Origin of the sequence: Wenzhouxiangella sp. AB-CW3 (assembly GCF_014725735.1) — a bacterium.
Lineage (GTDB): Bacteria > Pseudomonadota > Gammaproteobacteria > Xanthomonadales > Wenzhouxiangellaceae > Wenzhouxiangella.
The window spans coordinates 2,938,083-2,963,791 of the sequence record NZ_CP061368.1 but is presented as its reverse complement, the minus strand read 5'-3'; the positions used below and the strand labels follow the sequence as shown (position 1 = coordinate 2,963,791).

Genomic DNA, 25,709 nt, shown 5'->3' with positions numbered 1-25,709 from the left:
TCTCCGTGGTTGCGTCAGAAGCGTAGCGAAGCGAAAGCATTGGCACAACTCAAAGCGGTCCGGCCGATGTGGCCGGGCCACCATGTTCAGAAAGTGCTTGACAATCGCGGCAACTGACGATACTGTCGTTTGCCATAAATGGCAAATGCCAATATTGAGGAAAATAGATGGCCAGTCCACTCGCACAAACCATTTCCCTGTCCGCAACAGGGGATCACTGCGCCTTCGCGGCCCAGCGCATTCAGGCGCTGCAGGCCGATGGCGCGGTTTTTGGTGCCGACTGGCCCTGGTACGAGTTGCTGATCCGGCCCGACTCGGCCTGTTTCAACGGCTCTCCCGCCGGTTTTGTCGAGTGCCTCTACCTGCATCGCCCGCCCTCGGTGACCGATGTGGAGGTGCTTGAGCGCGCCGGGTACTGGCTGGCCGAGCGCGCAGGGCCGACGCGCATTAGCGTCAATGCCCATCCCGAATCTTTCATCGCTCCGTATTTCGTGGATACCGTGACCCGGATGCACAAGCTGCTTGGCGAGCAGGGTCATTCGCTGTGTCTGGAGCTGATCGAGTTCGCCGATTGCAGCAACCGCTCAAGACTGATTGAGCATGCCCGCCTGCTGCGGCAGCGCGGTGTCCTGATCGCACTGGACGATTTCGGCAGTCGCATGAACTGCTTTGACCTGTGCGCCGCCGGCGTGGTGGACATCGTCAAGATCGACGGTCGGGTCATCAGTGGATTCGACTCTCGCAGTCATCAGCGCGCCGTGGTCGATTGCCTGACCACGCTGGCTGATCGGCTCGGCGGCGTGGTGGTGGCCGAAGGTGTGGAGCGTCCTCAGGAGCTGCAGCTGCTGAAGGATCTGGGGGTTGGTTACGCCCAGGGGTACCTGGTGCATGAGCCCGAGATCATGGAGATCTGAGCATGGGACAGTTGGCAAGACAAGACGAGAGCAGGGCGCAGGTCGGGTGGCTGGTTGGCGCCATGATGCGAATGATCCGGCCCCTGGTCCGCTTCGCGGTCGGGAGAATTTCCTGTAGCGCACTGGTGGAGCTGGTTCGAGAAGCCTACGTCACCGAGGCGCGTCGCTACCTGGAAGCGGAGAACCCCGACAAGCGGGTCACGACTTCGGCCCTCTCACTGTTGTGTGGAATGGACGGCCGAGCAATCAAGGTCTACGAGACGCGAGATGGCGAGATGGCACTGGCCGATGTCTGCTCGGAAGCTGCCATTCTGGAAATGTGGCGAATGGACGAGTCCTTTATTGATCCCGATACGGGTGCACCGGCCAGGCTGCTGATCCATGGTCCCCACAGCACTTTCCAGCGTCTGGTCAGCCGCTCTGCAGGGCGTGCCGTCACGCCCCAGACTGCACTCGACCGGCTGCTGGAAAGCGGCAACGTACGCCTGTGTGACGACGATACCCGTGTGGAGCTTGTCGACCCGTTTTTCATGCCGGTGGAGCCCTCCGAGCGAACCGCCATCGAGGCCGGCAGTTTTGCGATCAATCGGCTAGGCAGGGCTGTTGCGCACAACACGAGACGACATACCTCCAGCGACTCTTCATGGCTGCAACAGGATCGCTGGACTCATCGAATTCCCAAAGAGCGACTGGAGATCGTGCGGGAGGATATCCGTGCGCTAATCGAGTCGCATATCAGAGCGGTGGAAAACCACCTTGAAGCAGAAGAATTGCATCCATCTAAACGGGATGAATGTTCGATCGGTGTGGGTTGGTATTACTGGGAAAACCCTACCAACACCGAAGAGGCACGGTCTGGGGCAACCTGAGCCGTAGGACGGAATAATCGAAATGCAGGAGAGTTGAATATGTTGAGTTTTATTGAAAAATCTGGAACGGGGATTGGCAAGAGCGGTACGGGAGCAGAACTGTCTCGTCCGTGTCGGAGCCTTTGTGTGGCTGCCGTTGCGTTGGGTCTGGTCATGGGGTCGGCTATTGCTGCCGAGCCTGTTTCCCTGCATGTTTCGCAACAGGACAGCGGCCTGACCATATCCCTGCATGCAGAGGGAAGTGTCTTGGCCGGCGCGGTATCGGCTGATGCCATTCAGCAGGATTACCTGATCGTGCCACTCTATTCTCTGGTCGACGGCGGAAGGCCTTTGGTGCAGGGTTCGGGCAGTGGATCGCCTTCCAGCGAATGTGGTGGTCACTCCCCGCTGGTCCGCGGCTCTGGAAGTGGAGCTGCTGGAGAGAATCATGATGGAGGCCAGCCAGGTCTGCTGGTACAAGGCTCGGGAAGCGGTGCGGCCGGGGAGTCGGTCGGCGTTAGCGATGGCAGTCTGCTGGTTCAGGGCTCGGGAAGTGGTGCAGCCGGAGAGTCGGTCGGAGCCAACGATGGAAGTCTGTTGGTTCAGGGCTCGGGAAGCGGCGCGGCCGGAGAGTCAGTCGGTGCCAGCGATGGCAGTCTGCTTGTTCAGGGTTCGGGAAGCGGCAAGCCGGAAAGTGCAGGCGACAGCGATTCAGGCCTTCTGGTCCAGGGTTCTGGCAGCGGTTCGCCCGAATCTGTAGGTGGCAATGGCTCAAGACTGCTGGTGCAAGGTTCCGGCAGTGGAGCGGCAAGTGAAAGCTGTTCTCCGGTATCCGGCGCCTGGGGTATCGCCGAAGTCGTGATCGATGAAGAAGGGACTCATGTGATTGTTCATCGGCTCTCCGGGCGGTACGCCGATGAAGTCCTCGTTGCACACGCTGGTCATGAAAATTCGCACCAAGGCTTTGAAGTGATTTCACTTCCCTGAGTCTATGAGGTTTCAGTTTGCTGACGGGCGCGTGAATCGCTTCCCCTTCCCTGCCCCCTGACGGCGATTCACATGCTGTTGGCCCCGCCCCGGCACCTACGTGCCGGGGCATTCTTTTTCTAGCCCCTGATGTCAGGGTTCAGATCGGTTTGTGCACGGCAATGAATGCAATCGCCAGGTAGATGCCCAGGGCCAGCCAGTACAGGATGATGCCGCTGCCGCCGTGGCCTTTGCGGAAGGCGGCCATGCCGATCAGGATGTAGGCCACGATCAGGCCGATCTTGAGCCCCAGCCAGGACAGGAAGGTCCATCCCACCATGACCCACAGTGCGATGCCGGTAGCCAGCAGCAGCGTATCGAGGATATGCGGTGCGATGCGTATGACCGGGTGACTCAGCGGCCGATTCGCGACCAGGCGCAGGTAACCTCGCACGGCGAACCCCAGGCCACTGAGCAGCGCAATGAAGATATGGATGTTTTTTAGAAGCGGGTAGTAACTCATTTATAAAGTCCTTCCTCGTTCGTGGCCAAGCCGGACCGTTTACCAACCGCGGCAGCGCGGCAGCCATCGCCGGGCCTGGTCGGGACTGCCGACTATCCAGTAACCATCATGCTGCCCGGCCGTGGCACAGGCATGGTTGGGCAGGACCCGCAAACGGGTGCCAACGGGGAACGTGTCGAGATTCAGCGGTGAACCGTCCCGTCTGCCCACGATGCCGTGCTCCTGGTTGGTGCCGGTGACGATGATGTCATCAAGTGCTTCTCCGTCCTCGCTGCAGATCAGGCCATAGCCTTGATCGATGGGCTGATCGGCGGTGCCGCGATCACGCGACAGCGCCATCCAGCCGGCATCGACCAGCAGCCGGCCATCTTCGCTACGGTGACCAATGACTTCGGTCAACACCGAGATGGCGATGTCGTCGATTTCGCAAACGCCCAGGCCGGCCTGGACCAGATCCTGAAACACGTGCACGCCGGCGCGGACTTCGGTGGCGCCGGTCAGGTCGCGGGCAAAGGTGGCCGTGGGAGTGGATCCGACGCTGACGACAGGAGCCGCGTGGCCGGCCTGCCGCAAGCGCTCGGCCGCTGCCACGGCGCTGGCGCGTTCGGTTTCGGCCATTTGCTGCATGCTGTCGGCGTCGGGGCAGTGATACGAACCGCCGGCATGCACCATCACGCCGTCGACATGACATCCGGCGGCGTCGAGAATGCTGGCGATTTCGATCAGTTCCGGTGCATCGGCACGCAGTCCAGCGCGCTCGCCGTCGGCGTCGATTTCGACCAGTACGCGAAAACGGGTGTCGAACTCACGTGCCGCACGGGCCACTGCGGTGGCCGTTTGCGGATGGTCGAGAATGATGCGCAGCGCCATGCCGCGGGCCATGCGATCGGCCACGGCGGCAAGTTTTCCGGGAGCAATGCCGACGGCGTAGAGAATGTCGGTGATGCCGTTCTCGAAGAAATAGTCGGCCTCGGCCAGGGTCGAGACGGTCACGCCGCCGGGCTGGCCGGCGGTCAGCTGGCGCGCGATGTCGATGTTCTTGCAGGTCTTGACGTGCGGACGCAATGCAAGCCCCAGCGACTGAAGCCGGGTTCTCATGCGCTCAATGTTTCGGGTCATGCGCGCCGTGTCCAGCAGCAGGCATGGGGTGACTGGAGTCGATTCTGACATTGTTCGGTTTGCTTGAATGATTTTGGTGATAGTTTAAGGCTTGGACGCATGCGCGGGGCGCCAGGATGACAAACCGAGTGTACGAGACAGTCGTCGACAAGGCCATCGAACGTGTGGGCAAGAGGCTGGTTGTCGGCTTGCCGCTGGGGTTGGGCAAGCCCAATCGGCTGGTCAATGCCTTCTACCAGCGCGCCTGCAGCGACCCCTCGATTCAACTGGATATCGTGACGGCGCTGTCGCTTGACGTTCCGCAACCGAAGCACTGGCTCGAAGAGCGGCTGATGGGCCCCATTGTCAAGCGCCTTTTCGGGCGCGACTATCCACGCCTGGACTACCTTGCCGACCTGCAGTCCGGATCGATGCCGGATAACGTGACGGTCACCGAGTTCTACTTTCAGTCCGGTGTCGCGCTGGGCCAGCCCGCCATGCAGCGGCGCTACGTCTCCTCCAACTACACGCATGTAGCACGCGACCTCGTCGATCGTGGCATCAATGTGTGCATGCAGCTTGTTTCCGGGCCGGTCGACGGGCGCTACAGCCTTTCGTGCAACCCGGATGTGACGCTGGACCTGGTTCGCCTCGTGCGCGAACAGGACCATGGTCCGTTCATGACCATTGCCCAGGTCCATCCCGACCTGCCGTTCATGCATGGCGACGCCGTGGTCGATCCGGACTTTTTCGACGAGGTCGTCGAGAGCGATCCGGGGCAGCGGCTGTTCGCACTCCCTCGTGCGCCGGTCGCTTTGCAGGATCACGCGGTCGGCTTTCATGCCAGCCGCCTGATGGCCGACGGCGGCACCCTGCAGATCGGTATCGGCTCGCTGTCCGATGCACTGGTTCACAGCATGATCCTGCGGCACGGGGACAATGCCCGTTACCGCAGCGTGCTGGAGGAACTCGGTGTCGAGCGTTGGAAACATGAAGAACGCGGCGAATTCGAACATGGCATTTACGGTGCCAGCGAAATGTTCATGGACGCCTTCATGCACCTCTACCGTGCCGGCATACTCAAGCGCGAAGTGTTTGATGACATCGAAATCCAGGAGCGGGTCAACCAGGGTGAGTCGGTCGAGCAGGCTGGCAGCGGAACCATCATGGATGGCGGTTTCTTTCTTGGTGCCGGTGATTTCTACGACTTTCTCAATGGACTCGACGATGAAGAACGGCCGCGATTTCGCATGCACGGCGTGGGACGAATCAATCAGCTCTACGGCGGGTCCGAAGCGCTGGAGATTGCCCAGCGCCGTCATGCCCGCTTCATCAACACCTGCATGATGGTCACGGCAACCGGTGCGGCCGTTTCCGACGGGCTGGCCGACCACCAGGTGGTCTCGGGCGTGGGTGGCCAGTACAACTTTGTCGCCATGGCCCATGCCATGGCCGACGGGCGCTCGGCGCTGATGCTGCGTGCCACCCGCGAGAGCAGCGAAGGCACGACCTCCAACATCGTCTGGGAATATCCGCACACCACGATCCCGCGTCATTTGCGCGACCTGGTGGTCACCGAATACGGCATTGCCGATCTGCGCGGCAAGACCGACGAAGAATGTATTCAGGCCCTGGTCGGGATCATGGACGCCCGCTTTCAGGATGAGCTGGTGGAGCGGGCCAGAAAGTCTGGCAAGCTCGACCAAGACTGGCGGATTCCCGATGCAGCCCGACGCAATACACCAGACTACCTGGAGAAAGTATTCGGATCGTTTTCTGACGACTTTCCGGACTATCCCTTCGGATCGGATTTCACCGAGATCGAGAGGCAGCTGATTCCCGCCCTGAAACAACTGAAGTCAGTGGCCGAAAGCAAGCCGGCACTGATTCGGGCCCTGTTCCGTGGTCGTCCGGGTGACCACCCCGAAGCGCTTGAACGGCTGGGCCTGGATCAACCCGACTCCGTTAAAGAGAAGCTTTACGCGCGACTGGTGGCAGCAGTCCTGGCTCGCTGACCTCGTAGCAGCAGCGCATCATTGAATGATCGAATAATGCGCCATCCAGTTCAGCAGGTGGCTGACGGTTGCGTCCGGCTGCTTCATCCAGGCGTAATGATCTGCAGGAAACTCGTCGCTGGCCTTGATGGTGTAATGCTCGACCCGGCACTGGGTCAGCTTGCCGGTCAGCCAGTGCAGGGAGGCGTCGGGCACGAACCAGTCCGCGGCCATGTTCATGCCGATGGCCGGAACAGCCAGATCCCGCATGCCGGCTTCCAGGTCGGTGGCGACACCCGAAGGGTGGTACTCGCCGGTGCGTGCCGAGCGCGTCCAGTCCGAAATCACACCCCGTGCCTCACGTCCGGCAAAGCCCAGTGATTTTCCGGGGTAGTGGCCGCGCACACCGGCGATCAGGGGAAAGCCAAACATTACCGCGACCATGACCAGCTTCATTTTCCAGTCGAACAGCCGCCAGTAGGGCGATCCTCCGGCGATCAGGGCCAGGGCGTCGCAGCGGTCGGGTTTCATGGCCCCGAGCAGGCAGGCAAACTGCGCGCCCAGGCTGTGACCGGCGATGATCAAGCGCTGCCGGTTCGAATAATCGTGAATGGTCGCGAGCGCATCGAAGAGGTCCAGCTCCAGCAGTTCCCGGTAGCCCCAGTCGCAGATGCGGGCAGCGCGCACGTTCGAAGAGCCGATGCCACGCCATTCGTGGATGAAGACCTCGATGCCGTGCTCGGCCAGCGCCTGACCGAAATCGATGTAGTGTCGCGCGCTCAACCCCATGCCGGGCAGGAAGAACAGCGTGTGTCGGGGCTGCTCGGCAGGTACGTGGATCAGCTCGAAGCGGTGGTCGTCTTTGGTTTTGATGGGGACGACGGGTTGGGGGTGGGGCATGGGGAGTGGGAAGTGTGCAGTGTTAGGTGTTAGGTGTTAGGGGTAGAATGGTTGGCTTTGATGTTTGGTGGTTTTTTTATGGCGTTTGTTGATCCTTTGCCGGTTGATCATACACCGGAGTTGGTGGATACCTTTCGGCATTTTGAGGCGATTCTTGGGTTTGTTCCCAATAGTCTGCTGACCATGCAGCGTCGGCCGGGTATCGTGAAGGCTTTTGGTGAGTTGACTGCGGCGGTGATGGATCCGCAGGGGAGTGTGGATCCGGCTTTCAAGCGGCTGTTGGCGCATTTCGCCAGTCGCGCGGCCGGGTGTCAGTATTGTCAGGCTCATTCCCTGGTTGCGGCCGGTATCAGCGGTTTGCCGCAGGAGAAGCTGGATGCCTTGTGGGATTACCGGGCCAGCGAGCATTATTCTGAGGCCGAGCGGGCGGCACTCGATTTTGCCCTTGCCGCCGGTAGCGTCCCGAATGCCGTCGACGAGGAGATCATGGCGTCGCTCAAGGCACACTGGAGTGACGAACAGATTGTCGAACTACTGGCGGCGGTCTGTCTTTACGGCTTTCTCAATCGCTGGAACGACTCCATGGCCACCGATCTGGAATCCCGTCCGCGTGAGCTGGGAGAGCAGCTGCTGTCCCGCGGCGGCTGGACAGGAGGTCGCCACCTGGGAGAGGGCTCCTGACAGACACGCCGGAACTCACGGGTGCAGGGCCCGGTCTGGGTAACTAATTCATTTGCCATGGCGGAGCGTCGTTCATGCCATTCTTTCGAAGCGTTCTGGTTTTTGCTTTTCTGATCGTGCCCGTGCTGGCATGGCCCGGCACTTTTGCCGAAGTGCAGGTGTTCGATGCTTTCAGCGGCGACAGGCTGGCGCGGGGAGAGCTTGTGCCCGACCAGCGGCTTGTGTTCGAGACTGATACCGGGGATCGGCGCTATCTGGCCTTGCGCGACGAGCGGTTTCGTGGGAGTGATGTGCTGGAGATTTCGCTGGCCGATGAAGAGGAGGTATGGTCGCGGGCCGGCTATGCGCCAAGAAGTGTGCCGGCACGTAATACCTTCGGTCGCTTCAGGGTGGAGACCGTGCCCGGCGGCTGGTCCGACCGATTCTGCCGAGCGGTACGCTCGGCCCGGTCCGGCGCCGGTCGTGAAGCGTCCATCGAGCTGGAGGTCGGCGGTGCGAGATATGTCAGTGAGCCGGGCTGGAATGGCTCGGGCGAGGTGGACCTGCTGGCGCCTGCCGCGCCAGACCGAGAAGCAGAGTGGCAGGCCCGTATTCACAGCGACGGGCAGCTTCAGGTTCGTCAGGGACGGCTGGGTTCGTGGCAGGCTATTGGCGCGGTTCGAGATGACTTCGGCATGGTTCGGAATGCCCGGCATTCAGCCGGCATGCTGAAGGTCAGCCACGAACCGGCGCGCTACCCGCAACGCTTCTGTCAACGCTACGAGCAGCAGGGCGAGGCTTACCAGCGCAGCATTGTCAGACACTACTTTGGCCGGGCGGATTCTGAATCTGCCAGCGAGTAGTGGTCAGGTAGCTGTCTGATGCAGCGCCTCCAGGAAGCGCTCGACCTGGTCGGGCGGGGTGGCCCACGAACAGACCAGTCGGGCCAGATCGTCATGGCCAGGCCAGATGTGGAATTCAAAGCCGGCTGATTTCAGCGCCTGAAGGCGTTCGGGGTCGGCCTGCATGAACACTTCATTGGCCTGCACCGGCCAGGACAGCGAGGCATGCGGGCATTGTTCGATGCCGTGGGCCAGTTGCAGGGCGCGATCATTGGCATGGCCGGCCAGTTTCAGCCAGAGGTCGTCGTCCAGCATGGCCAGCAGCTGGGCCGAAACGTAGCGCATTTTCGACAGCAGGTGGCCGGCTCGCTTGCGGCGGCGCGCCATGCCTTCGATCCATTGCGGATGACCGAATACGACGATCGCCTCGGCCATCATCGCGCCGTTCTTGGTGACCCCGAAAGACAGCACGTCGACGCCGGCCTTCCAGGTGATGTCGGCCGGTGTGCAGCCCAGCGACACGACGGCATTGGCAAAGCGTGCGCCATCCATGTGCAGGTGCAGCCCGCGCGCATGGGTGACCTCGGCAATCGCACCGATGGCATCTGGAGTGTAAGTCGTGCCGCACTCGGTGGCCTGCGTGATCGAGACCACCGAGGGCTTGACGTTGTGCACACCATGGCGGCCGGCCGCATCAATGGCCTGCGCCAGCCGCTCGGCTTCGAGCTGGCCATTGGCACCGGGCAGGGGAACCAGCTTTGCGCCGCCGGAGTAGAACTCCGGTGCGCCATTCTCGTCGTTGTGGATATGCGCCAGCTCATGACACATCACGGCCCCCCAGGGCGGGGAGAGCTCGGCAATGGCGCTCGAGTTGGCCGCCGTACCGGTGGCAATGGGCAGGACCCGGCATTCGGTTTCGAACAGCTCGGAAAAGCGGGCATCAAGCGCCCGGCTGTATCGATCCTCGGAATAGGCCGTGGCGTAACCCTCGTTGGCCTGGACCAGGGCCTCCATGACCGCCGGATGCGCCGGTGCCTCGTTGTCGCTCTTGAAATTCATGGGCTGGCGATGTCGGAAACTCAGCGCAATAGCCTAGCACCGCCAGGGGAGTGGGGTGGCGGGTGTGGTGTCGGGAAAATCCGGGCTTGGAGCGGTGCGGAAAAATCATCCAGCCATCCGTACTGACAGCCTCCTCTGTGGCTTGGCGAAACGCTATGAGTTTCAAGAGGCAACGACATTATTGTATCGGCAGCAGAAAGCCCCCCATTGCCCTGACTGGCCGTGGCAGGCGTACACCGCGAAAAGCCCGGCTTTTCCCGATACCACCCGTTCCACCTCCACCCCTCAAGAGGCGACAATACGCCCCCATGAGCAAGATTCCGACCTTCGACCCGGCAGAGGTGATGCAGCGCGATATCGCCTGGCTGAAGCGTCGCCACAAGCAACTGGCACGATTTCGCGGCCCGGCCGACAAGCGCGAGAAGCTGCTGGCCGGCTACGAGCAGCGGCTGGGCCAGTCGCAGGCGCAACGCGAGGCGCGCCGGGAAAACCGGCCGGATACCGGCGAGCCGCCGGACCTGCCCATATCGGCCCATGCCGAGACCATCGTCGAGACGATTCGCGACCACCAGGTGGTGATCGTGGCCGGCGAGACCGGTTCGGGCAAATCCACCCAGTTGCCCAAGCTGTGCCTGCAGGCCGGACGCGGCGAGCGGGGGCTGATTGGCTGTACCCAGCCCCGGCGCATTGCCGCGCGCTCGGTGGCCCGGCGTGTGGCCGAGGAATTGGGCACCGAACTGGGCCAGGCTGTGGGTTTCCAGGTGCGATTCACCGACCAGGTCTCGGATCAGAGCTATATCAAGTTCATGACCGACGGCATTCTGCTCGCCGAAGTGCATCGTGACCGCCTGCTTGATGGCTACGACACCCTGATCATCGACGAGGCGCATGAGCGCAGCCTCAACATCGATTTCCTGCTCGGCTATCTCAAGCGCCTGACAAAGCGCCGGCCCGATCTGAAGATCATCATCACTTCGGCGACCATCGATACCGAGCGCTTCGCCAGACACTTCGATGATGCGCCGGTCATCACCGTGGAAGGTCGCAGTTATCCCGTTGAGGTGCGTTACCAGGAACAGGGTGACGGTGAAGATCTGCCGCGGCAGGTCAGGCGGGCGGTCGATACCGTCAGCCGTATCGACTCGCGTGGCGACATTCTGGTGTTTCTGCCCGGTGAGCGTGAGATCTTTCAGGTCTCGCGTGCACTCAAACGCGCCAATCTTTCGCACACCGAAGTGCTGCCGCTTTACGCCCGCCTGCCGGCCGGGCAGCAGGACCGGATTTTCAAGACCGGCACGGGCCGGCGCATCGTCCTGGCCACCAACGTGGCCGAGACCTCGCTGACCGTGCCGGGTATTCGCTTCGTGATCGATTCCGGCCTGGCACGCATCTCGCGCTATGCCGCGCACTCGCGCGTGCTGCGCTTGCCCGTCGAGCCGGTGTCGCAGGCCTCCTGTAACCAGCGTGCCGGACGTTGCGGCCGCGTCGGCCCGGGCACCTGTATCCGTCTGTTCGACGAGGCCGATTTCGAATCCAGACCGGAGTTCACCGAGCCGGAAATCCAGCGTGCCGGGCTGGTGGGCGTGCTGCTGGAGATGCTGGCCCTGGGGCTGGGTGATCCGGAAGATTTTCCATTCGTCGACTCGCCACCCCGACGCCTGATCGGCGAGGCCTGGCAGAGCCTGGTGGAGCTCCAGGCAGTCGATGAAAACCGTCGTATCACGAAACTGGGTCGTCGGCTGGCGCGCCTGCCGGTCGACGCCCGCCACGGTCGCATGCTGATCGAGGCGGCCGAGCGCGGCGCGCTGGCCGAAGCCCTGGTGCTGATTGCCGCGCTGTCGATTGCCGATGTGCGCGACCGTCCGCTGGACCAGCAGCAGGCTGCCGACCAGGCCCATGCCCAGTTCGTGGTGCCGGGGTCGGATTTCCTCACGCTTCTGAAAATGTGGCGGTGGTGGCAGGAAACGCGAGCCGAGCTGTCGCGCAGCAAGGCCGACCGGACCGCGAAAGCACAGTTTCTGGCCCCGCAGCGTCTGCACGAGTGGGGGCAGTTGCACGGCCAGCTCAAGCAGATCGCGCGCGAGGAAGGCTGGAAACCCGGCAAGCTGGGTGATGCCGATGACGACGATGTTCATCGCAGCCTGCTCGCCGGCCTGCTGGCGATGATCGGCCAGCACCAGGAAAAAGGCGAGTACCAGGGCGCGCGCGGCCACAAGTTCCGCATCTTTCCCGGTTCGGTACTGGCCGGTCGCAATCCGGGCTGGATCATGGCCGCCGAGCTGGTGGAGACCGCGCGGCCTTATGCCCGCATGGTCGCCCCGGTCAAGCCCGAATGGCTGGAGCAGCAGGGCGGGCATCTGCTCAAGTCACGCGTGTTTGATCCCTGGTGGGACCGCCGCTCAGGTCGGGTCATGGGCTACGAGCAGGTCAGCCTGCATGGCCTGGTGCTGGTTGAAAAGCGCCGTGTTCACTATGGCCCGCACGATCCGCCGACGGCCCGGGCACTGTTCATCCGACACGCCCTGGTGCGTGGCGAAATGCATTCCCGGGCCGAGTTTCTCAAGCGTAACGAGGCGCTCCGGCGGGAGCTGGCCGAACACGAGCACAAGCGGCGCCGGCGTGATGTGCTGGCCGCCGAGGCCGAGCTGGAAGCATTCTTCGATCAGCATCTGCCGGCCGATCTGTATACGGCAAAGGCCTTCGGCCGCTGGTATGAATCGTTGAGCCGGGACGAACGCGAGCGCTTGCTGTACGACCGCGCTACCCTGCTCAGAGACCAAGCGCCCCTGGCCGGGCAGGACGCCTTTCCCGAATCGCTGGACACGGGGCCGGAACGGTTCCGGCTGCACTATCACTTCGATCCCGCCGCCGACAACGACGGTGTGACCCTGGACTGTCCGCTGCACCTGCTCAACCAGCTCGATACCGATCGTCTGCAGTGGCTGGTGCCGGGATTGCTGGAAGAAAAGGTCACCGCGCTGATCGCCAGCCTGCCCAAGTCCCGGCGTCGCTCGCTGGTCCCGGCCGCCGAGTATGCCCGCGCCGCGCTGGAGTCGCTGGGCGCACCCGAGGGCTCACTGCTCGAGCGACTGGCCGATGAGCTCTCGCGCATGTCCGGTATGACCATCGAGGCGGGTGACTTCAAGCTCGACAAGCTGCCCCGGCACCTGCATTTCCTTGTTCGCGTGCGTGGCGAAGGCGGCCGACTGCTGGGCAGCAGCCGTGACCCCGGAGCCCTGATCGAGCGCTTCAGCGATCAGGCCCGGCGCGAGTTCATGGATCGACAGGCCGGCCAGTGGCAGCGCGACGGCCTGGGTCCGGGCGACTTCCCGGAGCTGCCCGAGATCATCACCACGCGCGGCGGGCACAAAGCCTGGCCGGCGCTGGTGGACCAGGGTCGGCAGGCCGGTGTGCGCCTGTTCGACACGGTGGAGGAAGCCAGGCAGGCCCATTTTGACGGCCTTGCCGCACTGCTCCAGGTCGCGCTCAAGGACAAGTGGAAATACCTGGGGCGCGATCACGGCCTGTCGCGCGAGGCCCAGCTGGCCTGGACCCGTGTCGAAGATGTTTCCAGTCTGACCGAATCATTGCGCCGGCTGGCCCTGCGCACTTTTCTGGCCGACGCTTGGCAGGTGCGTGATGCCGACGCCTTTCACCGCCTGCAGACCGAAATCCGTCAGCAGTTGATCGAGCGCTACCGCTCGGCGGCCAGCGACCTGGATGCCTGTCTGCTCCAATGGCACGAGCTGTCCCTGCGACTCGACGGGCTGGAGGATGCCGCACCCCGTGCCGTAGCCGACATGCGCTCGCAGCTTGACGATCTCATGTACGCCGGTTTCCCAGACGATATCCAGGCCGACCGGCTTGCCCATTATCCCCGCTACCTCCAGGCCCTGGCGCAGCGCCTTGACGCGCTGGAGATCGATCCGGTGCGCGATGATCAGCGCATGGCCGAGATTTCGCCCTGGTGGCACCGCTACCTGGAGTACCTGGGAGACGGCGGCTGGTACACGCCGGCACTGGACCGGTTTCGCTGGCTGGTCGAGGAATTTCGTGTCCAGGTCTTTGCCCAGCGCCTGGGTACCGACGGCAAGGTGTCTCGCAAGCGGCTGGAGCAGGCCTGGTCGGACGTGGAACAATAGGCTGCGGAAACTGTGTCGTGTGGTTGGAGCCGTGCGGTCGATCAACTTGTGACGAATTTGGCGAAATTGGCAGAAAGGACTGAATTAACGGAACTTTTATGCCTGCACGATGGTCATTTTCCATTCAGAAGGGTTACAATTCACTAGTCGACAACCAACTGAGAGACTCCTGAACGTGAAACAGGCAGCAATTTCGGGCGCCGGATTGGCCCTGTGCATTCTAGGATTGACCGCCGGATCAGTCGCTCATGGCCAGAGTAACGGGGATCTCTGGTTTTCCATCATCAACAGTGAAGCCGGGCTGTTTCCGGTGATCGAACCGGCCGGAAACGAATCCGTGGTGACGTATGACATCGACTCCGGTCGAGTCAGCCTGGATATCGGTGTGATCGGTGGCGAGTTCAACGAGCCGCTGTTCTGTTTCGACTTCTCCGAAGAATCTCGGCCGGTGACCCTGCATGCTCATGACGCCAATGGCCATCTGATCATGGATGATATCGGCATGACCTCCGGGATCGACTATTACCTGTCTAACGACGAGCTGTCCGTGGCCATGGCAGCTTCAGTGCAATGCTTCTACAATGGGTCAGTGGGCGGTCACTTTGGGCGTTTCGGCACTCAGCCCAGTGAGTACTCCGGGCTGCCACCGCGCAGTGATGACCAGCTATTTCGGGATGAGTTTTCTGCCTTTCCGAATCTTACGGTCTCGTACAACGACCTGCCTGAGAACGTCATGCGAGGTGATGTGTTCGACTATACAGTCACCATCGCCAACACCGGGGTGGTTTCTGCCGATCAGCTAGCCTTCCAGGAGGTCTTTCCCGTTTCCGATGTGTATTCCGCGCGTCTTGATGCGGGGGGCTGGGGTTGCTGGTCTCTACCGGAAGATACTGACTTCTGCCCGGCTTTAGAAGGCAGTGATCCACTACGCTTCGAGGGACTTGTCCTCCCGTCGGGTAGCGAGATTACGTTTACGGTTTCTCGTACGGTGTCCGACGCAGAAAGTCAGAGCGGAAACATCAATCTTTACGCTGCCGCGGTGAATGGTGCAGGCTCACTGGCTGCCTTCGATACAGCCACGGGCAGTGTGCCGATCGTCGGAGAGCCCCACGAGATTATTTTTGCTGTCGACCCGGTCAACACAGAGCAGGGTGAGACTATGGAGCCGGTAGTCATTCATGTCGTTGATGGTAATGGCAATCAGGTGGCTTCCGACAGTTCCACAATCATTGATCTCAGGATTTGTGATGGGGATATTCAGAATTGCGGTGGCACGGTTTCCTATCTGGTTTCGGAAGGGGAGGCGGTTATAGATGACATCGAGACCGATGATATGGATCCGGGTACGTACGTGTTCAGGGCCAATCCGGATAATGTTCAGTATCCAATGTCGACTCGCATCAGCCAATCATTCGAGATCACCGACTAGATTCTCTGATGCCTCCGGCAGGGCGTGGGTGCATGCCCCGCCGGGGATTAGTGTCACCCGGTCCGAAGTCGTCCTGCAACGGGACGAGTTTGGTTCTGGGAACTGAGTCGCCGGACAAGACCCGGATTGGTTGCCATCAGGTTCTTGCACCGTGAAATCCTCACCGGAAACGGAGCACAAGGCGCTGCTGCGCTGGGTCGAAGCGCATGCCTCGGGCCAGGACGGGCCGGGCGCTGATCTGGTCGCTCTGGTCGAGCAGTTGGTGGCGGCCGCGGGGGATGAGGTCGGGCCCGTGCTGTTCCGGGTCCGTCATGCGCTGGAAGCCCTTTCGCGTATCCGGGCCGAGCGCGCTGCTATCGAAGCCACCATCCTGCTGCCGCTGGTGGTCGGCAACGGGCAGGCCGGCAACCTGCCGGAGGAGACCTCCGACGAGGTCCGTCGTCTGCTTGAGCAGCTCGCCACCCTGGATTTCTTTGGTCGTACCTACCTCCCGCATGATCAGCATCGCGCCGAGGGCCTGAGGCAATTGCTCATGGCCCTGGTGGCCGATGTGCGGGTGGTGCTGATCGCGCTGGCCTGGCAGATTGCGCATCTGCGTTCGGTGGATGATGCCGATCCGGCGGTGCGGCGCGAGGTCGCCCGGGAGACCCAGTTGATTCATGCGCCGCTGGCCAACCGGCTGGGCGTGTGGCAACTCAAGTGGGAGCTGGAGGATCTGTCGTTCCGCTTCCTCGAGCCCAATACCTACCAGCGCATCAGCCGGCTCGTGGCCGAGCGGCAGGCTGATCGTCAGGCGTTCATCGAGCGATTCATCAGCGAGTTGCGCCAGCGCGTGTCCGAGGCCGGCATCGACGGCGAGATCACCGGCCGGGCCAAGCATATCTACTCGATCTGGCGCAAGATGCAACGCAAGGGGCTGGATTTTCACGAACTCTTTGACGTGCGCGCGGTGCGCGTCCTGGTCGATACGGTGGAGCAGTGCTACGCGGTGCTGGGAATGGTGCACACGCACTGGCAGCCGGTGCCGGGCGAGTTCGACGACTACATCACCAATCCCAAGCCCAATCTGTATCGCTCGCTGCACACGGCGGTGGCCACCGACAGCGGTCGCGTGGTGGAAGTGCAGATCCGTACTCACGAGATGCATCGCCACGCCGAGCTGGGGGTGGCCGCTCATTGGCGCTACAAGGAAGGGGGCGGGCACGACGAGTCGCTGGACCGGCGTGTGCAGATGATGCGGCAGTTGCTGGAGTCCGAAGGCGGCGAGGACGATGCCTCGCTGATGGAGAGTTTTCAGAACCTCACCACCGAGGACCGGGTGTATGTGCTCACGCCTGGCGGTGAGGTCAAGGATCTGGCCGCCGGCGCCACGCCGCTGGATTTTGCCTACCTGATTCATACCGAGGTCGGGCATCGCTGTCGTGGTGCCCGGGTCAATGGCCGCATCGTGCCCTTGACCACCGAGCTGAAAAACGGCGACCGGGTCGAGATCCTGACCGGCAAACAGCCGCATCCCTCGCGTGACTGGCTGGTGCCGCGCCTGGGTTATCTGAACACGGCGCGGGCGCGCGGCAAGGTTCGGACCTGGTTTCGCCAGGCCAACCAGGAAGAGAACCAGGCTGCCGGCCGTCAGGCCGTGGAAAGCGAGTTCCGGCGTCTGGATCTGGAATTCGATGAGATCGGCCGGGTCGTTCAGAAATTCAATGCCAGTCGGGTCGAGGATCTGCTGGAGAAAGTCGGGGCGGGTGACATCACCGCGGCCCAGGTGGCCAATGCGGTCGAGCGCCTGCATCAGCGCGAGCAGCAACCCGAAACCGAGCTGGCCGTGCACAAGCCGCCGCAGCGCCGCGGCGAAGAAGATGATGTGCGCATCGAGGGTGTGGGCAGCCTGATGCACCAGATGGCGCGCTGCTGCCAGCCGGTGCCGGGCGACGAGATTGCCGGCTACATCACGCGGGGACGGGGCGTCAGCATTCATCGCCAGGACTGCCGACAGTTTCTGGCACTGCAACGGCGCCACCCCGAGCGGGTGCTGGATGTGTACTGGTCAACCCGGGCACAGGGACGTTACCCGGCCCGGATTTGCATCGAGGCATGGGACCGCCGCGATCTGATCCGGGATATTGGTACCCTGTTGGCCAGTGAGCGGGTCAATGTCAGCGCAATGAATGCACGCCATGCCGAAGGGTCGGACAGTGTCGAAATGGACTTGACGGTCCAGGTCGAGGATTTCGATCAGCTGGCGGTGCTGTTGACGCGTTTGCAGGGCATACCCAACGTCACCAGCGCGCGGCGATTGCGATAGACCGATGAATCAGCCTGCCCGACGCGTCAGCGTCATCATTCCCAACTGGAACGGTGCGCACCATCTGCCCGGCTGCCTGGATTCACTGGACCAGCAGCGGTTTAGGGATTTCGATGTCATCCTGGTCGACAACGGTTCGGAAGATGACTCGCTGGCCCTGGTCGAGCGTGACTACCCCTGGGTACGCATCGTGCGCAATCACGCGAATCTCGGTTTCTCCGCCGCGGTCAATGCCGGCATTCGGGTCAGCAGCAGCGAGTTCCTGGCGCTGCTCAACAACGATACCCGCGCCGATCCGGGCTGGCTGGAGCGACTGGTCGATGCCATGGATGCCACGCCCGGGGCCAGCTTCGCGGCCTGCAAGATGCTGCGCTTCGACCCCCCGCACCGGATCGACTCGGCCGGCGACCGCTTTTCCATCTGGCGCGGGGGCGGCATCAATATCGGGGCGGGGGAGCCGGCCGAGCATCACTCAGAGCCGGCCTGGGTATTTGGAGCCTGCGCGGGAGCTGCCCTGTATCGGTGCAACCTGTTCGACGATATCGGGCCGTTTGACGAAGACTTTTTCCTGGTTTTCGAAGATATCGATATCGACCTGCGGGCGCAGGTGGCCGGCCATCGCTGCCTGTACGTGCCCGATGCAGTGGTCTATCACAAGCGCGGCGCGTCCACCGATGTGGCCTCGGCGCTTGTGACCACCCGTTCGCTGCGCAACATGATCTGGGCGGCAGGCAAGAACCTTCCGCCCGCCCTGTTGCTGTTGTGGCTGGTTTGCTTCGGCCTGCGCCTGTCGTGGACAGCCGTTCAGCGCATCGTGCTCATGCCCTTGCGCCGGATCCGGCGGCGCCTGTCCCCGCGCGATCGGCGTTTGCCACAGTCCAACACGGATCCAGAACCGGAACTGGACTTCCGGCTTGCCCTGCGCGCCCTGACTGACGGCTTCGGCCAGTTGCCGCGCCGGCGTCGAAATGTCCGCGCCCTGAGGCGCCTGGGCTCACGGCAACTGTGGCCGGTCCTGATCCGTCCCGTCCAGGGCCTTGGGGACTGAGTCAGTCGCCTGCCCGGGCAGAATGGAGATCAGGGCCCGGCGTGCGGCCTCCATGGAAAAGTGTGTCTGCACGTTCTCAAGGCCGCCTGCCGACAGTCGGTTCCAAAGCGCTTCGTCGCGGTAGGCCGATACGATGCTTCCGGCAAAGGTTTCGGCATCGTCGGCCACGAGCACATCCTGGCCGTTTTCCAGAAACATGCCTTCGGCGGCACAACGGGTTGCCACCACGGGCAGGCCATGGCTCATGGCCTGGTTGACCTTGCCCTTGACGCCCGCCCCGTAGCGCAGCGGCGCCAGCGACAGTCGGCAGCCTTCCAGAAACGGTTCGAGCTCGGGCACGAAACCGTGAACCACCACGCCCGGCCGGTCGAGCTCGAGAATCTCCGGCGGCATGCGGCTGCCGATCAGGTGCAGCTTTACATCGGGCAGGCGGCGTCTGACTTCGGGAAAGATCTCGTCGACCAGCCACATCGCCGCATCGACATTGGGCAGATGCTGAAAGCCGCCGACGAACATCAGGTCGCTGCGTTCGCTGAAGGGTTTGCGGCAGCCATGCACGGTGTGGATATTGGACACGATGCGAACATCGTCATCGGGTCTGAGGTCGGCCAGCAAGTCCCGCTCGGCGGCGCTGACCACCAGTGTGATGTCGGCCTGTCGCATCAGCCCCAGCTCCTGGCGACGGCTTTCGCTTGCTCGCCGACGGGCCTCGTCCGAACCGGTGACCTCCGCTTCGCGTTCCTCGCGCAGAAAATGAAGGTCGACGGTATCGAAGATCAGGCGGGCACGCGGGCACTGTCGTCGCAGTCTGGAAATGATGGGTGCCAGAACGTAGTAGCGGCTCACGATCACCAGGTCCATGTCGTTGCCATGCTCCCGCAACCACTCGTCCAGTGAGTGGATGCGCGGTGCGCACAGCACCTCGATGCCGGCCTGTTGCAGTGCGTCTGAATAGCCCGGCACCCAGGACAGGTTTTCGGGCATGAAGCTGACCTGGTAGCCAAGATCGCGTAGCAGCGTCATCATCGCCATGATGCGCACCGAGCCGGAGTCGTGGTCGGGCTGGGGGGTGACGGCATCGATCAGCAACAGGCGCTTCGGACTGCGTCTGAAGCGCAGGTGCCTGACCGGGTCGCTGCGATCATGGCGCGGCTCGGGGGGCGGATGTTCGGCCAGTACTTCGGCCCACTTGTCGCGGAACTTGTCGCGGTTGACCGCCTGGTAGCGCTTGGTGCCGCTGGACTCCTCGGTGCCCGAGCTGATGCCTTCGTGGTGGACGATGGTGGCCGCTGGCTGGTAGATGACTTTCTTGCCCATGGCCCGCAGCTGGAAGCACAGGTCGGTGTCTTCGTAGTAGGCCGGGGCGAAGCGGGTATCGAACCCGCCCAGTGACCGAAAGTCATCGCGGCTTACGGCCAGGCAGGCGCCGGAGACGTAGTCGGCTTCGCTGAGGAAGTTGTACTGCGCCCGCTCGGGGTCGTCGCCACGGCCGTAGTTCCAGCCGCTGGCGTCGTTGAAGATGATGCCGCCGGCTTCCTGCAACTTGCCGTCCGGATACACCAGACGAGCACCGACCGCACCCACCTTGCCGTCTGTCAGCAGCGGTGACAGCAGGGCGTCCAGCCATCCGGGGGTCACGGTGGTGTCGTTGTTGAGCAGCACCAGATAGCGGCCGCGGGCGATCTCTGCCCCGGCATTGCAGCTCCGGATGAAACCGGCGTTGCGTTTATTGCGCACCACGCGCAGGCCGCTGCAGCGCTCCAGGTAGGCGGCCGTGTCGTCGTTCGAGCAGTCGTCGACCACGATGACCTCGTAACCGGTCTCGACCGCCTGCTCGGCAATCGAGTGCAGGCAGGCGGCGGTGTAGGCCACCTTGTTGTAGACCGGAATGATGATGCTGGCCAGCGGCGAACCGGCCGGGTTCAGTGCAACCGGGTCCGGGTCCGCGGTCGGCGCTTCGGGCAGTTCGGTCAGTGCGCCGGGAGCCGGGGTGGCTTCCAGGGGTGGTGGAGAGAGGTACTGCATGCGGTCGATCGCGCCACGAAGCCCCAGCGATCTCAGGTTGGTGATCAGTCGGGCGATCAGCCCGGGCCAACGCCATGGCATCCAGGCCCGATGATGTCGGGCGTTGGTGGCCACGCGTACGGCAAAACGCAGTGGCCGCGTCAGTCGCCAGGATGTGCTCGAGCGAGTCGCATGCAGGTCATGTTCTAGTTGCTCGACGCGCGCCTGTGATCGGGCCAGCGCATCGGCCTGCCGCCGACGCAGTTCGAGTTCGGATTGCTGCCGCTCTATAACTGCGGCCTGCTGTTCGATGTCATCCCAGGCCTTGCGCAGCTCGGCTGTGCGCTCCCGGGTCAGGCGTTCGCTTTTGCGGGCCCAGGCCGTGCGCTGTTCCAGGTCCGACTGCAATGTCCGGGTAAGCTGCTTCAGGTGGCGAATCTCGCGCTGCTGTTCAGCATGTACCGCACGTTCGGCTAGCTGCTGGGTGAGCTCCGGGCTGCTCGGCCTGCCGGCCAGGGCTGGCCGTCGTTGCGCCGGGACGAGGTCGTTGCAGGATCGAAGCGCATCGCTGACCCCGGGCTCGATCGGCAGACTCGCGGCGAGTTGTTGAAGTTTTTCGGGCTCGTGGTGCAATAACCGCAGGCAGTCCACCAGGCCGTCGACATCGGGGGTAAACAGCAGTCCGTCGTGTTCGTGGTCGATGCGTTCGATGAAACTGCCGGTCCGGGTGGCCAGAGGCACCAGACCGAGCGAACGGGTCTCGCTGAGCACATAGTTCCAGGTCTCGGCCACGGTCGACAGGAACAGTGCCGCCTGCGGCCTGAGGGTGGCCAGTAGCGAGGGCAACTGCTCGCGCCGGAAATCGAGCAGGATATCGACGCCGGGCCGTCCGAACAGGCGCATGCCGTGATGGCCGCAACCGACCAGGGTGATGTGGGCGATATCGCGCAACCGTGGCAGCGCCTGCTCCAGCAGTCGCAGTCCCTTGCCCGGCGACAGGCGACCGACGATCACCAGGTTGAGCCGGCCGTCTGTCCGTGCCGCTCCGTCGATACGCTCGGCCTTTGGCCAATGCCTGAAGCCGTGCGGGACGATATGGGCGTTGGCCAGATCGGGGCCGACCAGCCGGCGCCAGCGTTGTCGCACCTGTTCGGTCGGCGCGATCAGGCAGGTGCCGTGGTGTCGGACCAGTTCGTGCCACTCCCGGCTCAATGCCTGCCAGAAGGCCGGGTCGGATTCCCGGAACAGAAAGTCCTCGCCGGCCTTGTCCAGGGCCCCGGCCAGATCGACGGCGCTGGCCTGGTCGAATTCCAGCGGGTCGCGGTCGAGTACCGGCCAGGCGGGATAGAAGTCGTGCAATACCTGCAGGGTGGGCAGGCCGGTGCGCAGGGCATCGAGGCTGTGACCGATCAGCGAGGAAACAATGACGCGGCCCACGCTGAAGTGCTTGCAGATGTCATCGAGCAAGGCTTGGTACTGGGCGTGCCGGACTGCGGTGGAGGCAATGGCCGGTGTCAGCGTCCATTCACGAATGGGGCCGCGGGCGCTGCCGGCGGCATACAGGCACAGTCGCTGGCCGTGAACCTGCCCGTCGGTGTGTCCCCGGGCGGCAAGGACGAGGTGGTGGCCGTGCTCGTCTTCGGCCACGACGTCGTCGATCCAGCGCGCCACGCCGCCGCCCCAGTGATGGCTGATGTGCAGAGTGACCGGGCGCTCATCGCGGCCGATGGCCGGCAGGACCAGGCCGAGTTCTTCGCGCCCGGCAAGGCGCGTGAAGCTCAGACGCAAGGTGCCCAGCGCGGTGCTGGCGGCGGGATGACGGGTCGTGCCTGCATCCAGACGGCGTTGCGGGTCGTGAATGTAGAAGCCGTCATGCAGCCAGCAGCGACCGGCTGCCGCTCCATCCCCGGCACGCGGGCCTGCATTGGGGGCGATAAACAGCAGGCGCCGGCCATCGTGATCGATCTCGGTCCACACGCGCTCGGCGGCCAGGCAGGCGAGGTCGTCACACCAGGCCGGGTCGGCATCGATGTCTAGGCCACAGGCGGGATTGAGCGCATCGTCATGATTGCCGGCAAAACAGGTCAGGGGCGGGCAGTTGTCGCAGCGGGCCAGTGCGGCCAGGCGTCTGGCAAAGTCGTGCGGGACTTGCAGGCCGCTTTCGATCAGCACGGCGCCTTGCTCTCCGGCCTGATCGGCAACCGCAGCCACCAGGCGGGACCACTGCCTTGAGTCGACATCAAGGAGCTCCAGGCAGTCGTGGGTGGCAGCCGGCGTGCAGTGGTATTCGCCTGGCAGTCGTCCGCGCAGGTGGCTCAGCCATTCGGTATCGATCCGGCCATCGGGGCCGGGCAACACGACCACCCAGGGCCGAAACGGGGCCTTGTCCTCGTCGCTGGCATTGGCGGCGTTCGATCCCGCGGCGCTCGGCTTGTCCTCGTGGTCGGCTTGCACGATTGAGTCTTTCGAGTTGGGTTTTTTCAGTAAAATCGAGCCCGGCGGTGCTTGGCCGGGCCGGTCGCAAGCGTGCCATTATCCTCCAATTGTTTGCCGCATGTCACCTTCCGGGTCGGCAACCGGATCATGCGCCGGCGATACCCGCCGGGAACCAGGACAGACTCATTGACTCAACTACCTCATGACCCGGAAGAAGCATCGTAACCGCAAGTCACAAAAGCGCCGTCCGTCCGGCAGCGGGATCATCCGGCGGGCATTGGTCGGCACGCTGCTGTTTGCGTTCGGTCTGACGCTCGGGGTGCTGGGGCCTTGGGTCTGGTGGCTGGATCGCGAGGCCGGACTGCGATTCGCCGACCGCCAGTTCAGCCAGGCCACACGAGTCTATGCGCGGCCGCTGGAGCTGTATGACGGACTGGCCGTCCGGCTCGATGATCTGTTTATCGAACTGGAAGCGGCAGGGCTGCGCGAGGGCAATCCAGTCGAAGTGGGTCGCTATGCACGCAATGGTTCCCGGCTTGATGTACATCTCCCCGGCTTCGCTTTTCCCGATGGACGGCAGGATGCGCGCCGTGTGCAGCTGGCCGTGGAATCCGGACGATTGCGGCTGGACGGAGCACCGGACAGCGCCCTGTTGAGACTGCCGCCGGCGGAGATCGGCAGCCTCATGCCGCTCGATGATCGTGATCGCACGCTGGTTGCGCTGGCCGACTTTCCACCCTTGCTGGTCACAGGGGTGCAGGCGGTCGAAGATCGCCAGTTCCGGCACCACCATGGCCTTGATCCGCGTGGCATGTTGCGGGCGGCCTGGATCAACCTTCGCCACGGCCGTGTCACCCAGGGCGGCAGCACCATCACTCAGCAGCTGGTCAAGAACCTTTTCTTGACGCCGGAACGCAGTTTCCTGCGCAAGTTCAACGAGGCCGTCATGGCCCTGAGCCTGGAGCGGCGGTTCAGCAAGGCCGAGATTCTCGAGGCCTATCTCAACGAGGTCTACCTGGGCCAGGACGGCGCCCATGCCATCCACGGCTTCGGTCGCGCCAGCGAGTACTACTTCGGGCTGCCGGTGCAGGCGCTGGATGCCGGCCAGGTTGCCTTGCTGGTGGGCATGGCGCGGGGCGCATCCTGGTATCACCCGGTGCGCAATCCGGAACGGGCCCGGGTCCGGCGCAATCAGGTGCTGGGCATGTTTCTCGAAACCGGGCTGATCGATCAGGCCGATCACGACCGGCTGGTCGAATCGGCCCTGGGCGTCAGTCCGGCATCGGTGCGCGGATCGACCCGTCACGCGTCATTTCTCGATCTGGTGCGGCGCCAGCTGCGGGCCGATTACCGTGATCGCGACCTGCGCGGAACCGGGCTGAGGGTTTTCACTACACTGTCTCCCTCGGCCCAGCACCGGGCCGAACAGGCACTGTCCAATGCCCTGGCCCGGGTCGAGAACGAGCCCGGCGAGCTGCAGGGGGCGATTGTCCTGGCCGAGCCGGCCACGGGCGATCTTCGTGCACTGGTGGGCGATCGCCATCCCCGGCGGGCCGGGTTCAACCGGGCCCTGGACGCGCGCCGCTCGGTGGGCTCGGTGATCAAGCCGTTTCTCTACCTGATTGCGCTGGCCGACCCGGACAACCATACCCTGGTCACGCCGCTGCTCGACGAGCCCCTGAGTGTGCCGATTCCGGGAGGTGAGCCCTGGCAGCCGCGCAATCACGACGGCAACAGTCATGGCAGCGTGCCACTCATGGAGGCGCTGACCATGTCCCACAACCAGGCCACGGTCCGCCTGGGGCTGGAGATTGGCGTGGCTCCGCTGCTGCGCCTGCTCGAGCAGCTTGGCGTGGTGCCCGGGACCGACCCTCATCCGTCGGTCTTCCTGGGCTCACTCAGCCTCAGCCCACTGCAGATCACCCAGCTCTATCAGCCGCTGGCTGCGGAGGGTTACAGCACGCCGCTGAAGGGAATCAGCGAAGTGGTGGATGCCGAGGGGCAGTCCATTGGCCGCTACCCCATGCGCCTGCGGCCCATTCGCGAGCGCGAAGCCCTGGCGCTGCTCGACTTTGCCCTGCGCCGGGTGGTCACTCATGGCACCGGGCGTTCGCTGGCCAACCTGTTGCCCGAGGACCCGGGTATTCGAGGCAAGACCGGCACCACCAATGACCGACGCGATGCCTGGTTCGTGGGCTATACTCGGGACTGGCTCGGCGTGGTGTGGGTCGGTCGTGACGACCATGCACCGGCCGGGATTGGCGGTGCCAGTGCCGCGCTGCCCGTCTGGGCCGAGCTCTTTGCAGGCCTGCCAGCCCGTTCCGGACAGGCGGGCTGGCCGGAAGGTATCGAGTGGTACTGGATCGATTGGCCCGAGCCGCTGCTGGCCAGCGAATCCTGCGATGGCGCGCAGGCTGTTCCGTTTGCCGCCGGCAGTCAGCCCGAAGCGCTGTCGCCGTGCATGAATGCCGACACTGGCCGCCGGCCGTTCTGGCGGCGCTGAGACATTGTTCAAATATCCGATTGCATTGATCCCGTTGA

At 63.4% G+C, this 25,709-nt stretch carries 16 protein-coding genes; 11 read left to right on the top strand and 5 right to left on the bottom strand.

Annotated elements, in window-relative coordinates; genetic code table 11:
- Window positions 1-167: 167 nt before the first annotated feature.
- The 3 genes from IC757_RS12840 (at window position 168) to IC757_RS12830 (ending at window position 2,749) form a co-directional block, all read left to right on the top strand.
- The gene (locus IC757_RS12840; RefSeq protein ID WP_190974696.1) at window positions 168-914 is read left to right on the top strand and encodes an EAL domain-containing protein; all 747 of its coding nucleotides are present in this window, start codon (window positions 168-170) and stop codon (window positions 912-914) included.
- Between the two features lie 2 nt (window positions 915-916).
- Window positions 917-1,783, top strand: a complete 867-nt coding sequence (locus IC757_RS12835; RefSeq protein ID WP_190974695.1) for a hypothetical protein — start codon at window positions 917-919, stop codon at window positions 1,781-1,783.
- 126 nt (window positions 1,784-1,909) lie between these two features.
- A complete protein-coding gene (locus tag IC757_RS12830; RefSeq protein ID WP_190974694.1) occupies window positions 1,910-2,749 on the top strand; it encodes a hypothetical protein in 840 nt (279 codons plus the stop codon).
- A 139-nt stretch (window positions 2,750-2,888) separates the two neighbouring features.
- On the opposite strand, the gene IC757_RS12825 is transcribed toward IC757_RS12830, so the two are convergent.
- Both IC757_RS12825 and IC757_RS12820 read right to left on the bottom strand, forming a co-directional pair.
- A complete protein-coding gene (locus IC757_RS12825) occupies window positions 2,889-3,251 on the bottom strand; it encodes a SirB2 family protein (protein ID WP_190974693.1) in 363 nt (120 codons plus the stop codon).
- Between the two features lie 39 nt (window positions 3,252-3,290).
- The gene (locus tag IC757_RS12820) at window positions 3,291-4,370 is read right to left on the bottom strand and encodes an alanine racemase (protein ID WP_223846130.1); all 1,080 of its coding nucleotides are present in this window, start codon (window positions 4,368-4,370) and stop codon (window positions 3,291-3,293) included.
- 128 nt (window positions 4,371-4,498) lie between these two features.
- Between IC757_RS12820 and IC757_RS12815 the strand changes: the two genes are divergently transcribed.
- Window positions 4,499-6,364 (top strand): acetyl-CoA hydrolase/transferase C-terminal domain-containing protein, encoded by a 1,866-nt coding sequence (locus tag IC757_RS12815; protein WP_190974691.1) that lies wholly within the window; start codon window positions 4,499-4,501, stop codon window positions 6,362-6,364.
- 18 nt (window positions 6,365-6,382) lie between these two features.
- Here the strand turns inward: IC757_RS12815 and IC757_RS12810 are convergent, their stop codons facing one another.
- Entirely contained in the window at window positions 6,383-7,243 is an 861-nt protein-coding gene (locus tag IC757_RS12810) for an alpha/beta fold hydrolase (RefSeq protein WP_190974690.1), read from the bottom strand.
- A gap of 78 nt (window positions 7,244-7,321) precedes the next feature.
- On the opposite strand from IC757_RS12810, the gene IC757_RS12805 reads away from it, so the two are divergent.
- Entirely contained in the window at window positions 7,322-7,924 is a 603-nt protein-coding gene (locus tag IC757_RS12805) for a carboxymuconolactone decarboxylase family protein (protein ID WP_190974689.1), read from the top strand.
- A 74-nt stretch (window positions 7,925-7,998) separates the two neighbouring features.
- Complete coding sequence (locus IC757_RS12800) at window positions 7,999-8,766, top strand: hypothetical protein (protein ID WP_190974688.1); 768 nt, start codon at window positions 7,999-8,001, stop codon at window positions 8,764-8,766.
- 3 nt (window positions 8,767-8,769) lie between these two features.
- On the opposite strand, the gene IC757_RS12795 is transcribed toward IC757_RS12800, so the two are convergent.
- On the bottom strand, window positions 8,770-9,804 hold the full coding sequence (locus IC757_RS12795; protein WP_190974687.1) for a threonine aldolase family protein: 1,035 nt from the start codon (window positions 9,802-9,804) through the stop codon (window positions 8,770-8,772).
- Between the two features lie 308 nt (window positions 9,805-10,112).
- Here IC757_RS12795 and hrpA point away from each other — a divergent pair, with 308 nt between their 5' ends.
- The 4 genes from hrpA (at window position 10,113) to IC757_RS12775 (ending at window position 18,728) form a co-directional block, all read left to right on the top strand.
- A complete protein-coding gene (gene hrpA, locus IC757_RS12790) occupies window positions 10,113-13,946 on the top strand; it encodes an ATP-dependent RNA helicase HrpA (RefSeq protein ID WP_190974686.1) in 3,834 nt (1,277 codons plus the stop codon).
- A gap of 175 nt (window positions 13,947-14,121) precedes the next feature.
- Entirely contained in the window at window positions 14,122-15,375 is a 1,254-nt protein-coding gene (locus IC757_RS12785; protein ID WP_190974685.1) for a hypothetical protein, read from the top strand.
- A gap of 151 nt (window positions 15,376-15,526) precedes the next feature.
- Window positions 15,527-17,680: a RelA/SpoT family protein gene (locus IC757_RS12780; RefSeq protein ID WP_190974684.1), complete on the top strand. Its 2,154-nt coding sequence runs from the start codon at window positions 15,527-15,529 to the stop codon at window positions 17,678-17,680.
- 4 nt (window positions 17,681-17,684) lie between these two features.
- On the top strand, window positions 17,685-18,728 hold the full coding sequence (locus IC757_RS12775; RefSeq protein WP_190974683.1) for a glycosyltransferase family 2 protein: 1,044 nt from the start codon (window positions 17,685-17,687) through the stop codon (window positions 18,726-18,728).
- On the opposite strand, the gene IC757_RS12770 is transcribed toward IC757_RS12775, so the two are convergent.
- A complete protein-coding gene (locus tag IC757_RS12770) occupies window positions 18,675-23,186 on the bottom strand; it encodes a glycosyltransferase (RefSeq protein ID WP_190974682.1) in 4,512 nt (1,503 codons plus the stop codon). The genes IC757_RS12775 and IC757_RS12770 overlap by 54 nt on opposite strands.
- 184 nt (window positions 23,187-23,370) lie before the next feature.
- Between IC757_RS12770 and mrcB the strand changes: the two genes are divergently transcribed.
- Complete coding sequence (gene mrcB, locus IC757_RS12765) at window positions 23,371-25,671, top strand: penicillin-binding protein 1B (protein WP_190974681.1); 2,301 nt, start codon at window positions 23,371-23,373, stop codon at window positions 25,669-25,671.
- The last annotated feature ends 38 nt before the right edge of the window (window positions 25,672-25,709 follow it).